Source organism: Mycobacterium sp. DHQP2018-32-09, assembly GCF_058148405.1.
The window spans coordinates 7,313-19,746 of the sequence record NZ_JBYVYK010000028.1 but is presented as its reverse complement, the minus strand read 5'-3'; the positions used below and the strand labels follow the sequence as shown (position 1 = coordinate 19,746).

Here is a 12,434-nt window from a genome sequence, read left to right as displayed (position 1 = left end):
CGTCCGCCGCGCCCTCAGTAGGACTTGCCGTCGGCGCAGCGCCGGCGGCGCGAGTATCGGCCACGACCGCGGTTGCGCGCCTTGTAGGTGGCGAGCCCTGGTATGAGGTGCGCCCGCACGTGCCCGTCTGCAGCCAATCCGCCAGCAACGATCGGCGGCGATGGGCCTGTTGACACGCGTTGCTGCAGAACGTCTTTCGACGACGCCCAGCCAGCTCCCCACCGCACCCGGCGCACGTGCCCGCCATGCGGCGACGCTACCGCCGGGGTCCGACGACCGAGCCGCGTGAGAGACTCGAACTCTCGACATCCGCTTTACAAGAGCGACGCTCTACCAACTGAGCTAACGCGGCAGTACCGACTCGATGAGCCGGCCCCGATCCTACGGCCACGACGTCCGCGGTGGGCGTCCGGGCGGGATCTGCCCGTGGGCATGCACGCCGGCCCGTGTGCTCCACGCCATCGACCGATGGCAATGGTGACCAACATCGCGCCCCTGTGACCGATATCGCCCCTGATCAGCTTGGCCATCCCCGGCGGCCTGCGGGACCATCGAAACATGCGCGTAACAAAGTACCGGCGTCGCTGGTGGGCATTTCGCGCGTTTGGCCGGGACTCCCTCGGCCGTCGCGCGGACCGCTTCGAGGCAACGGCGGTGGCCCTGGCCGCCGTCCTGCTGGCGCTGGTCGCGTACTGGTGCGTGGGCCTCGGCCACGTCATCGACGCCGAGCGCGCTGCCCTGTTCGCGCGGGAAGCCGCCACGCGGCACTCCGCGGAGGCGACTGCGGTGAGCGCCGCCAAGGCGCCGACGCCGACGCAGGCGCCCGGGTACACCGTGCACGTGCAATGGGTGTCGCAGAACGTCACGCACGACGACGTGATGCGCGTGAGCCGCGACGTCCGACCCGGCGACAAGGTCCCGGTGTGGCTGGACGAGCAGGGCAAGCTCACCCAGGCCCCCCGCACCGCTGCAGACGCGACCGCCGACGCCGTGGCGTCTGCCGTGCTGCTCTGGCTGGTCGCGCTCTCGGCGGTCGTGGGTGCGCTCTATGGGCTACGGCGATTGGTGGACCGGGCGCGCTACCGCGCCTGGGACCGCGACTTGCACCGGCTGCTCGTCGACAACGACGGCGGCTGGGCGACGCGCAACACCTGACGCGCGCCTCACGTCTCGTCGGCCACCTGATGTCTGCTCTGCTGCAGACCGGGGCCTTCGGGGTCCACTCCCCTGCGATGATCCAGCTCGTCCTGTAGCCGACGCTGCTCCTCGGTGACCTCGGTGGCGTCCTCGGGGTCCTGACGGGGTGACTGCTGCGGCTCCATGCGAGCCGGTTCGCCCGATCGCGGCATGCTCAAACGCGCTCGATCGTTTACCCGGGATTTACCGCATCCGGTTGACGCACTGCGGTCAATATCACACACTGTCAGTCATCAGCGGTCAAAAACCCACAGACAGGTTTCCGGATGCTCCCCGTCGCTCGGCATGACGCCATCGTCGACCTGGTCAACGACGCGCACACGGTGAGCACCGACGAACTGGTCAGCCGGCTCGGTGTGTCGGCCGAGACCGTTCGCCGCGACCTGGCGCTGCTGGAGGAACGCGGCGCCATCCGGCGCGTCCACGGCGGGGCCGCCAGCCTGCTGCGTCGCGGAACCGGCGAAGAGGCGTCGTTCTCGGAACGCGCCGTCCGTCGCCAGCACGCCAAGACCGCGATGGCCCGCCTCGCGGTCGATCTCCTCGAACCCGGCCAGACCGTCGTGATCGACATCGGCACCAGCGCGGTCGAGGTGGCCCGCGCCATCCCCCACTCGTTCCGCGGCACGATCGTCACCCCATCACTGCTGGTGGCCATCGAACTCGCGGGCAGGCAGGGCATCCAGCTGCTGGTCTCCGGCGGGCGGGTCCGCGGCGGCGACCTGGCGTGCGCGGGCGCGCACGCCCGCGCACTGTTCGCCGACGTCTACGCCGACGTCGCGTTCATCGGATCCGGGGGCGTCAACGCGGCGGCCGGACTCACCGACTACCACCTCGACGAGGTCGACGTGCGGCGGACGATCATCGCCAACAGTGCGGCGAGCTACATCCTCGCCGATTCCTCCAAGCTCGGGCAGATCGGACCGCACCGCGTGTGCGACTTGCGGTCCGTGGCAGGCCTGATCACCGACGAGTGCACGTCGGACGCCATCGCGACCGCCGTCCGCGAGGCGGGAGGTGTCGTCCTGTCAGCGTGACGGGCGTGCCTCACCTCGAGTAGGGGTGCGGGCGGTGTTGGCGCACCGCCCGCGCGGACCGAACAGTCAAGACCAGACAAGAAAGCACGATCCATGTCCCATGATTCCACACCGGTGGACGCATCCGGTGTCGCTCGATTCGGCTACACGCAGTCCCTGGAGCGCGGCACCGGACGCTTCGCGTCGTTCGCCGTGGCCTTTGCCTTCGTCTCCATCGCGACCGGGATCTTCACCACCTACGGCAGTGTGCTCAATTCGTCCGGGCCGCTGGGCATCTGGACGTGGCCGATCGTCGTGGTGGGCCAGCTGGCGGTGGCACTGCTGCTGGGTGCGCTCGCCGCGCGCATCCCGGTGACCGGCTACGCCTACCAGTGGGTGTCCCGGCTCGCCAACCCCATCCTCGGCTGGATCACCGGGTGGATCTCCTTCACCTTCCTGGCCATCGTCGTCATCGCCGTCGACTACACCGTGGCCTCGACGGTGCTGCCGGCGCTGTTCGCGTTCGAGGGCACGCCGGCCACCGCCTTCCTGATCACCGCGGTGGTCCTCGCGTTGCAGGCGCTGCTCATCGGCGGCTCCACCCGGTGGACCGAGCGGGTCAACAACTTCGCGGTCACGGCCGAACTCGTCGGCATGGTGGCGCTGGTCGCACTGCTGCTCATCGTCGGCGTCATCACCCATCGGCTCAGCGTCGACAACCTCTTCGCCCACGGCGCGGTACCCCAGGAGGGCTACTGGAGCTTCGGTGAGGCGACGGCCGCGGGTCCGTGGATGCTGGCATTCCTGTTGGGCGCGTTCACGATCGTCGGATTCGAATCGGCAGCCAACCTGGCCGAGGAGACGAAGCGGCCCGAGGTGGTCGTGCCGCGCGCCATGTGGCAGGCCGTGCTGGCCTCGGGCATCCTGGGCTTCCTCTTCCTGCTGGTGGTCACCGCCGCCGTCGACGACCCGATCGCACTCGCCGAATCCGGGACCCCCGTCGCCGACGTCATTCAGGACATCCTCGGGTCGTTCGTCGGCACCGCCCTGCTGATCCTCGTGGCGATCGCGATCTTCGCGTGCGGCCTGGTCATCCTGCTCACCGGGGTTCGGTTGGTCTGGGCCATGTCTCGCGACGAGCGGTTCCCCGGCTGGCAGGTGCTGCGCAAGGTGTCCCCGCGCACCAAGACCCCGCTGAATGCCACCGTGGTGATGACCGTGATCTCCGCGGTGATCCTCGGCCTGTTCTCGACGAGCACCGACGCGCTGTTCAAGCTGTTCGGCGCGGCGACGCTGCTGCCCGCCATCATCTACGCCATCACCGTCGGGCTCTACCTCGCCAAGCGCCGAACCCTGCCCGCCACTGCGGGTTTCAGCCTCGGCAAGTGGGAGTTCCCGATCATCGTGGTGGCCGTGGTGTGGCTGGTCTTCGAGCTGGCATTGTTCCGCGACGCGTCCTTCCGCGATCCGTGGCTGTATCTGCTGGTGATGGTCGCCATCGGCGCGGCGTATCTCGGGTACCTCCTGGCCACCCGCGGCAAGGCGGGTCTGCGCATGCCCGACATGCACTCCATCGACGCCGAACTCAGCGACCAGCCGACATGACCGTGCTCGCGATCGATCAGGGCACGTCGGGGACGAAGGCCATCGTCGTGGACCCGGCGGACGGCATCGTGGCGGTCGCCGAGTGCGCCGTGCACCCGCGCTACCTCGACGGCGGCGGGGTCGAACAGGATCCCGGCGAACTGCTCACCTCGGTGCTGGAGGCGGGTCGCGCCGCAGTCGCGCGGGCGCGGCGACCCGTCGACGTGGTCTCGCTGGCCAACCAGGGCGAGACGGTCCTCGCGTGGGATCCCGAGACCGGGGCGCCGCTGTCGCAGGCGATCGTGTGGCAGGACCGTCGCTCCGAGCCCGTCTGCGCCGAGTTGGCCGGGCACGCAGACGAACTCGCCGCTCGCACGGGTCTGGTGCTGGATCCCTACTTCTCGGCGCCGAAGCTGGCGTGGCTGCGACGCCACGTCGAGCGATCGGGAGTGGTCACCACCTCGGACTCGTGGTTGCTGCACCGCCTGACCGGCGAGTTCGTCACCGACGCCACGACGGCCAGCCGCTCGCTGCTGACCGACCTGGACGGCACCGGCTGGAGCGCGGATCTGCTGCAACTGTTCGGGCTGGCCGACGAACGTCTGCCCGCGATCGTCGCCAACGACGTCGTGGTGGGCACCACCTCCGCCTTCGGTCCCGAGGTCCCGGTGGGCGGCATCGTGGTCGACCAGCAGGCCGCGCTGCTGGCCGAGTCGTGCTTCGACCCCGGGACGGCCAAGTGCACCTTCGGAACCGGGGCGTTCCTGTTGGCCAACGTCGGTGACGAGCCCACCCGGTCCGCCTCGGGCCTGACGACGTCGGTCGCCTGGCGGATCGGTGGGCGCGACACGTTCTGCGCCGACGGCCAGGTGTACACGGCGGCGTCGGCCGTGCGGTGGCTGGCCTCGCTGGGGATCGTCGACGACGCCCGCGACCTGGACGCCGTCGCCGCCGCCGATGCCGGCCCGGTGCTGTGCGTTCCGGCGCTGGCCGGCTTGGCCGCGCCGTGGTGGCAACCGAGTGCACGCGCCGCCATCTCGGGAATGTCGTTGTCCACGGGCCGGGGTCACCTGGTCCTTGCCGTGCTGCAGGGCATCGCCGCGCAGCTGGCCGAGATGGCCGGCGCCGTCGGCCCCCTGAACGCCTTGCGCGCCGACGGCGGTCTGACGCAGTCGCGCGCTCTGATGCAGGCCGTCGCCGACGTCCTGCAGGTCAGCGTGGACGTCTACCCGTCGCCGCACGCGACCGCACTCGGCGCGGCAGCACTGGGTGCACTCAGCATCGAGCCGCACCGCGACCTGCGATCGGTGGTGCCCCCGTGGGCTCCCGTCGCGACCCACGAGCCCGTCTGGAGCGCCGCGCGGGCCGACGAATTCCGGGATCGGTGGCGCCGGCTCGTTCAGACCACGATGGAAGAGGCACAGTGAGTTCCCACTACGACGTGATCGTCATCGGCGCAGGCATCGTCGGCTCGGCGATCGCCCGCGAGATCGCGGGTCACGACGTCTCGGTCGCCCTGCTCGAGGCCAAGGCCGACGTCGGCGACGGCACCAGCAAGGCCAACACCGCCATCTTGCACACCGGATTCGACGCCAAGCCGGGAACGTTGGAGTCGGCGATGGTGACGCGGGGGTACGAGCTGCTCTCGGAGTACGCCGCGCCCACCGGAATCCCCATCGAACGCACCGGGGCCATCCTGGTGGCCTGGGATGACGAACAGCTCGCCGCATTGCCCGGACTGCGGGACAAGGCGTGCGCCAACGGCTACGACCGATGTGAGATCGTCGATGCCGCCGCGGTGTACGCGGCGGTGCCCGACCTCGGAGAGGGCGCCCTCGGCGGGCTCACCGTGCCCGACGAGTCGATCATCTGCACCTGGACCGTCAACCTGGCGTTGGCCACGGACGCGGTACACCGGGGGGTCACGCTGCTCACCAACCATCGGGTGCTCGGGGTCGAGGCCGGTCCCCTCGAGACCACCCTGCAGACCGCGGCCGGCCCGATCACCGGACGCTGGGTGATCAACGCCGCCGGCCTCGGCGCCGACCGCGTCGACGCGCTGTTCGGTCATGCCCGCTTCACCGTGACACCCCGACGCGGTGAGCTGATCGTCTACGACAAACTCGCCCGCCCGCTGGTCGACAAGATCGTGCTGCCCGTGCCGACGGCGCGCGGCAAGGGCGTGCTGGTGAGCCCGACGATCTACGGCAACGTGATGCTCGGCCCCACCGCAGAGGACATCGACGACCGCACGGCGACGGGCACCACGGAGCACGGCCTTCGGTTTCTGCTCGAGAAGGGCCGCGCACTGTTGCCGCGGCTGCTCGACGAGGAGGTGACGGCGACCTACGTCGGCCTGCGGGCGGCCATCGATCACGGTGACTACCTGATCGAAGCCGATGCGGCGCAACGGTATCTCCTCGTCGGCGGCATCCGTTCGACCGGTCTCACCGCCGGCATGGCGATCGCCGAGCACGTGAGGGTCATGCTGGCCGACGCCGGTCTGGAACTCACGCCGCGCGGCGAGCTGCCGCCACCACCGCGCATGCCCAACCTCGGAGAGGCGTTCCCGCGTCCCTACCAGGATGCCGACCGCATCGCCGCGGACCCCGAGTACGGCACCATCGTGTGCTTCTGCGAACGGGTGACCGCCGGGGAGATCCGGGATGCCTGCCGCTCGACCATCCCTCCTTCGGGAGTGGACGGGCTGCGTCGCCGCACCCGGGCCATGAACGGCAGATGCCAGGGATTCTTCTGCGGTGCCGAGGTTTCCGAGGCGTTCGACCGCCAGGTGGTGACCCGATGACCGATCAGGTCGACGTGGCCATCGTCGGCGGTGGGCCCGCGGGCCTGACGGCTGCCGCCGCGATGGCCCCCGATCTCGACGTGCTGGTCCTGGAACGCGAGTCGGCGGCAGGCGGAATCCCCCGGCACAGTGACCATCTGGGATACGGCATGCGGGACATGCACGCCTTCCTCGGCGGTCCGGCCTATGCCCGTCGGCTGGTGGCCGCCGCCAATGCGGCGGGAGCGCGCATCGAGACCGACACCATGGTGACCGGCTGGGCGGGCGCGACGACGCTGGACGTGACGTCCCCCCGCGGCCGCAGGCGGATCGAGGCCCGCGCCGTGGTGCTGGCCACCGGCGCCCGCGAACGGCCCCGCGCCGCGCGGATGATTCCCGGCGACCGCTGCTCGGGTGTCTACACGACCGGGCTGCTGCAGAACCTGGTGCACCTCAAGCACGCTCACGTCGGCAGGCGGGCGGTGATCGTCGGTGCCGAACTGGTCAGCTACTCGGCGGTCCTGACGCTCAAGCACGCCGGATGCCACACCGTGATGATGACCTCCCGGCACCGGTCGCCGGAGGCCTACGCCGCGTTCCAGGTGGCCGGACGCTCACCGCTGCTCGGCGTGCGCGTGGCCACCCGCACCCGCGTCACGCGCATCCTCGGGCGGCCCGCCCTTGAGGCGGTGGAGATCGAGGATCTCGACACCGGCGAGCGCCGCACCGTCGCGTGCGACACGCTGGTGCTCACCGGAGACTGGATTCCCGACCACGAACTGGCGAGGGCCGCAGGTCTCGACATGGACCGCGCCTCTCTCGGTCCGCTCACCGATTCGGCACTGCGGACCAGTCGCCCCGGGGTGTTCGCGGCCGGGAACCTGCTGCATCCCGTCGACACCGCGGACATCGCCGCGCTCGACGGTCGCCACGTCGCCGCCACCGTGCGGACGTTCCTGGACGGTGCCACCCCGGCAGCCGACGGCGTGCGGCTGCACGTCGAGACCCCGCTGCGCTGGGTGAGTCCGGGCCTCATCCGCCCCGGCGATGGACCGCCCGCACGTCACCGGCTCCTGCTCTGGACCGACGAGCTGGTGCGGCTCCCGCGGGTGGTCGCCCGCCAGGACGGCCGCGTCGTCGGCCGCCGGGTGCTGCCGTGGGTGGCGTCGCCGGGCCGGACGTTCCGCGTGCCGTCGGCCATCCTGGACGGCGTCGACCTCGACGGCGGTCCGGTGACGCTCGCGCTCGCGTGACGAGGGGGGCAGGGTCACGCGCGGGACAGCGACGCCTCGTAGTCGGAGACGAACGTCCGAGCGACCTCGACGAGCTTGACGTTGGTCTCCTGCGACGCGCGGGTCAGCGCGGCGAACGCCTGCAACCCGGTGAGCCGGTCGCGGTGCATGAGGATGCCCTTGGCCTGCCCGATGAGATCGCGGCTGGCCACGGCGCCCTGCAGCTGCTCCTCGGCGTTGGCGCCCGCCATCGCCACCGCCGCGTGCTGGGCCAGGATCTCGCCGATGGACTGCGCCTCGGCGGTGAAGCCGTCGACCTGGTCGGAGTACAGGGACAGCACCCCGAGCACGTGGTCGGTGACGAACAGCCGGTAGACCACCATGCTGCGCACGCCGAGTTCGGCGACGCGGGCGGCGAACGTCGGCCACTGCTTGTTCGCGCTCAGATCGGCGACGTAGACCGTGCGACGGTCGCGCAGGGCTGACAGCGCCGGACCCTCACCACATGCCGTCTGCAGCTCGTCGGCGCGCGCGGCGACGTCGTCGGTGGCCTTCTCGGGCCGCACCGCGCGCCGCGAGACGACCGAGACGCCGGCCCATCGGGTGCCCGGCACGATGCCCACCGCGCTGCCGACGATGGCAGCCGAGAGGTCCTCGGTGGTGGTCAGTGACCGCATGTGCACGGCGAACTCGCCAAGGGTGCGAGCCAGGTCGTTCGAAGACATGCCACATCACCTCGCTTTCGTCGATTGGTCGCGGTATGCCGTCCGCTGCGGGCCCGAGGCCGCGCCAGAGCCCTGCGCGGGCGGTGCTCGACCGTTTGCTCGACCGAACCGTACGTCTGAATAACCTGCGTTGTTGCTGGTGGAGGTCCGTAACCGCGTTGTCCGTCGAATACCCAGCGTGGCGAGATCTTGAAACTCGGTTGCGTCACACTGAACGCCTCGACCCAAATTGACGCCCGTCAAAACTCGCGGGCGCTGGCAAAACCCCCACAGCCGAGATGATCACGAGTAACGCTACTGACGCTCGCGACGAAAACCATCGCGAATCACGTCTGCATCACTGTCGAGGGGTCGGGTACATGAGGGCTGCAACCTACATCGGACGCGTCGGCGGGCTGGCCGTCGCACTGGGCGTGGGGACGGCTCTCGTCACCGGCCACGGCATCGCCCGAGCCGACGACACCTCGTCGGACGGGTCCACGTCGTCGGCGTCCTCGAACTCGGCCCCGAGCAAGGGCACGGGATCCAAGACCACCGCGGGATCGAGGTCCGCCGCGGGCTCCAAGACGGCCGGTTCGGGAAGCGCCTCGGGTGCCGCGAAGCCGGGAGCCGGTGCTTCCGGCACCACGAACGACGCGGGTACCTCGACATCGACCACGACCTCCAGCACCACGACCTCCAGCACCACGACCTCCAGCACCACGACCACGACATCGGGCACCGTCAACGCGCAGACCAACACCGGCACCTCCGGCTCGACCGAACCGTCGGCAGAGCCCGCCCAGACCACCGAACCGACCAAGACCACCGAACCGACCAAGCCCACCGAGCCGACCACCGAGCCGACCAAACCCACCGAGCCGACCGAGACCGTCGAGCCGACCACCGAACCCACGGCCGCACCCACCACCGAACCCGAGGCAGCTCCGTCGACCGCGCCCGCCGAACCCACCGGCACCGTCGACCCGTCCACCACCGCACCGACTCCCGAGGCCACGTCGGAACCCACCTCGGAACCCACCTCGCAACCCCCTTCGGAAGCGTCGACCCCGCCCGCGACCGTCAAGACCGGCCCGGACGTCGAGCCGGTGAAGGCACTCAAGTCGAACACCCTGCGCGCCGCCGCGACGAGCGCCGACGCCGCCCAAGAGCCGGCGGGTCAGGACGGTGGATCGACCACCACCTCGGGGGCCGCCACCCAGCTCGCGGCCGCAGCCGTCGTGGCGCCCGCGGTGGCCCTGCCCCCCAATCCCATCGCCGCCGTCTTCGACGCCATCTCGAGCACCATCACCAACGTCGTGAACGCCATCGTCGGCCCCATCTTCGGCACGCCGGGCAACCCCGGCGGAGAGCCGCTGGTGTGGACGTTGCTGGCTGCGGCCCGCCGCGAGATCGACAACTTCGTGGGCGCCGTCAACAACTTCGTGTCGATGATCTCGGCCCCGTTCGCGCAGCTCGCCAGCGCGCTGGGCATTCCGCTGGGCTTCGTCAGCGGCGGCCGTCCGGCGTTCCCCGTGCCCGGCCAGGTCGTCAGCGGTTCCACCACGTTCGTCGACTGGGTGACGGGCAACTTCCAGCCCAACAACACCTTCTCCCGGTTCGGCATCTGGGGTACCGACGTCGGAACCATGTGGGACAACGGCATTCCCGACGACCCCACCACCCCGATCAACGAGCACCAGGTGCTGATCGCCTTCGGCGACACCTTCGCGGGCCCCAACATGACCGGCCGGTGGCGACTCAACACGCTGTTCCGCAGTTCGGACATCAACCTCGCCGACGGCATCTCGGTGCCGGACGGACAGTGGCTCAACGGCAACATGTTCGGCGGCGCGCCGCTGTGGGAGGCCAAGTACGCGCGCCAGATCATCCTGCCCGAACGGCTACCCAAGGGCCTGCCGAGCGGTGTGACGCTGATCCCGACCGCCGGCATCTCCGTGCCGAACACCAATCCGGCGCCCGGCGACGACGTGAAGACCTTCCCGTCGGTGCAGTACCTGAGCTTCATGTCGGTCAAGCAGTGGGGCGCGGCCGGGTACTGGTCCACCAACTTCTCCGGCATCGCGTACTCCAAGGACAACGGCGAGAACTGGTACGTCGACGCGTCGTCGATCCGGCTGAACACCCCCGGCAGCGGCAACGAGAACTTCCAGCAGGCGGCGTTCGTGAAACCCGGTGACGGATACGTGTATTCGTACGGCACGTCGAACGGGCGCCAGGGTGCGGCCTACCTGTCCCGGGTGGCCGAGCAGAACATCACCGACGTCAGCAAGTACGAGTACTGGAACGGAGCCGACGGCGGCTCCTGGTCCACCAGTGCACGGGCGGCCACCCCGGTGTTCGGTGACCAGGTCAGCGAGTTCTCGGTGCAGTACAACCAGACGCTGAAGAAGTACGTTGCCCTGTACGGCGATCAGTACAACAACATCGTGCTGCGGACGTCGGACACCCCGCAGGGCGGCTGGTCGGCGCCGACCGTCCTCATGGGTCAGCAAGCGGGCGGCATCTACGCGCCCATGATGCATCCGTGGTCGCCGTCGACGCTGGGCACCGGCACCGACCTGTACTGGAACCTGTCCCTGTGGTCGCAGTACAACGTGATGCTGATGAAGACCGACCTCACCAAGATCTGACGACATGGCCACGCGCACCTCGAGATTCACCGCCGCGGCGGTGGCGCTCGGGGCTGCGCTGCTGATGGGCGCGCCGGTCACCCATGCCGACCCCGGCGACTGCGGGCCGGCCGAGGCGGGCGCCCTCACCTGGCCCGACGGCGCGCCTGCGCCGCTGCGCTGTGACGGAGTTCGGTGGCGGCAGGTCGACGACCCCTACCCCGTGAGCGATCACTGGGTGAGCCTGGGTCCGGAGATGTCGCTGCGGGGCGGGGCGCGGCAGAATCCGGTCATCCTGCCGGGACACTGGATCGCCACGCCGCTGGACCCCGACGACGCGTGTAGCGCGCGGCAGGTCTCGGTGACCTACGGCGTCGTCGACGGTCCGCCTCGCGTGGACCAGGGCGCCCCGGGCCAACCACTGTCATTCGAGGTCATCCCGCGACTGCTCACCATCGACCTGGGCGGGCGCTGCTCGTGGCAGAAGGTGTCCGACTGAGAGACTCCCTGGGCCGCAGGTACTTTCAGGGGCGCAGCGTGCTGGGGAACGGCACCGACACCTCGACCAGCTCGGCGGCGATCTCGGCGCGTCGCGCGTCGACGAAGAAGCACGCCAGGCTGGCGAAGAAGCTCGTCACCGCCGCCACGATCACGACGGTCGCGAACCCGCCCGATCCGACTCCCAGGGTCGCCAGACCGACGGCCAGGCCGATCACGGCAGCGAACATCAGCAACAAGCCGGCCGATGCGGTGGCCTCGGAGGTGCTGCGGGCGGCGGTGCGGTCTGAGACGGTCACGCTGGGTCCTTCCACTCATCAATGCGAAGCACTGATACCCCGCGGCCAGGGGCACGAAACGGCGGCTACAGCGGCAGGCGTCGATTGATCCCGACCGCCGCGACCGCCGCCACCGCCAGCGTGAGCGCCCCCAGGCGCAGCCAGCCGGTACTGGCGTCGCCGCGAACCGTTTCGTAACCAATCTGATCCTGCAGCGTGTCGTAGACCTGGTTGAGCTGCGCGGTGTCCTCGGCGCGGTAGAAGGTGCCGCCCGAGAGTTGGGCGACCTGTTTCATCGTGGTGTCGTCGACGGGCACGTCGACCTGCTGGCCGTCGACCTCCACCGTGCCGGAATCCGTGCCGAAGGCGATGGTGGAGATCGGAATTCCCTGGTCCTTGGCGGCACGGGCGGCCGTGAACGCTCCGCGCGGATTGTTCGGGTTGGCGGGGCTGGTCTCCTTGCCGTCGGAGAACAACACGATCCGGGCCGGCGGTGGCCCGTCGCCCCCG

At 70.0% G+C, this 12,434-nt stretch carries 12 protein-coding genes and 1 tRNA gene; 8 read left to right on the top strand and 5 right to left on the bottom strand.

Annotation, left to right across the window (positions count from 1 at the left end; all coding sequences use genetic code 11):
• Positions 1–279 precede the first annotated feature (279 nt).
• Positions 280–352: transfer RNA gene (locus AC30CM_RS15055), tRNA-Thr, on the bottom strand.
• A 206-nt stretch (positions 353–558) separates the two neighbouring features.
• Here AC30CM_RS15055 and AC30CM_RS15050 point away from each other — a divergent pair.
• Positions 559–1,155, top strand: a complete 597-nt coding sequence (locus AC30CM_RS15050) for an Rv1733c family protein (RefSeq protein WP_490117697.1) — start codon at positions 559–561, stop codon at positions 1,153–1,155.
• Positions 1,156–1,163: 8 nt separating this feature from the next.
• On the opposite strand, the gene AC30CM_RS15045 is transcribed toward AC30CM_RS15050, so the two are convergent.
• Complete coding sequence (locus tag AC30CM_RS15045) at positions 1,164–1,349, bottom strand: hypothetical protein (protein ID WP_490117696.1); 186 nt, start codon at positions 1,347–1,349, stop codon at positions 1,164–1,166.
• A 114-nt stretch (positions 1,350–1,463) separates the two neighbouring features.
• Between AC30CM_RS15045 and AC30CM_RS15040 the strand changes: the two genes are divergently transcribed.
• The 5 genes from AC30CM_RS15040 (at position 1,464) to AC30CM_RS15020 (ending at position 7,832) form a co-directional block, all read left to right on the top strand.
• Positions 1,464–2,231, top strand: a complete 768-nt coding sequence (locus AC30CM_RS15040; RefSeq protein ID WP_490117695.1) for a DeoR/GlpR family DNA-binding transcription regulator — start codon at positions 1,464–1,466, stop codon at positions 2,229–2,231.
• Between the two features lie 93 nt (positions 2,232–2,324).
• Complete coding sequence (locus AC30CM_RS15035) at positions 2,325–3,815, top strand: amino acid permease (protein WP_490117694.1); 1,491 nt, start codon at positions 2,325–2,327, stop codon at positions 3,813–3,815.
• On the top strand, positions 3,812–5,221 hold the full coding sequence (locus tag AC30CM_RS15030) for an FGGY family carbohydrate kinase (protein WP_490117693.1): 1,410 nt from the start codon (positions 3,812–3,814) through the stop codon (positions 5,219–5,221). Before AC30CM_RS15035 ends, AC30CM_RS15030 begins: the two co-directional genes overlap by 4 nt.
• Complete coding sequence (locus AC30CM_RS15025) at positions 5,218–6,600, top strand: NAD(P)/FAD-dependent oxidoreductase (RefSeq protein WP_490117692.1); 1,383 nt, start codon at positions 5,218–5,220, stop codon at positions 6,598–6,600. Before AC30CM_RS15030 ends, AC30CM_RS15025 begins: the two co-directional genes overlap by 4 nt.
• A complete protein-coding gene (locus AC30CM_RS15020; protein WP_490117691.1) occupies positions 6,597–7,832 on the top strand; it encodes an NAD(P)/FAD-dependent oxidoreductase in 1,236 nt (411 codons plus the stop codon). The genes AC30CM_RS15025 and AC30CM_RS15020 overlap by 4 nt, the downstream gene beginning before the upstream one ends.
• 14 nt (positions 7,833–7,846) lie before the next feature.
• Here AC30CM_RS15020 and AC30CM_RS15015 read toward each other — a convergent pair whose 3' ends face one another.
• Positions 7,847–8,536, bottom strand: coding sequence for a GAF and ANTAR domain-containing protein (locus AC30CM_RS15015; RefSeq protein ID WP_490117690.1), 690 nt, complete (start codon positions 8,534–8,536; stop codon positions 7,847–7,849).
• Positions 8,537–8,895: 359 nt separating this feature from the next.
• Here AC30CM_RS15015 and AC30CM_RS15010 point away from each other — a divergent pair, with 359 nt between their 5' ends.
• Positions 8,896–11,169, top strand: coding sequence for a glycoside hydrolase family 183 protein (locus AC30CM_RS15010; RefSeq protein ID WP_490117689.1), 2,274 nt, complete (start codon positions 8,896–8,898; stop codon positions 11,167–11,169).
• Positions 11,170–11,173: 4 nt separating this feature from the next.
• Positions 11,174–11,647, top strand: coding sequence for a hypothetical protein (locus tag AC30CM_RS15005; protein WP_490117688.1), 474 nt, complete (start codon positions 11,174–11,176; stop codon positions 11,645–11,647).
• 25 nt (positions 11,648–11,672) lie between these two features.
• On the opposite strand, the gene AC30CM_RS15000 is transcribed toward AC30CM_RS15005, so the two are convergent.
• Together AC30CM_RS15000 and AC30CM_RS14995 are read right to left on the bottom strand one after the other, a co-directional pair.
• Positions 11,673–11,945: a hypothetical protein gene (locus tag AC30CM_RS15000; protein WP_490117687.1), complete on the bottom strand. Its 273-nt coding sequence runs from the start codon at positions 11,943–11,945 to the stop codon at positions 11,673–11,675.
• A 65-nt stretch (positions 11,946–12,010) separates the two neighbouring features.
• On the bottom strand, positions 12,011–12,434 hold a 424-nt coding region (locus AC30CM_RS14995; protein WP_490117686.1), incomplete at its 5' end, for a vWA domain-containing protein.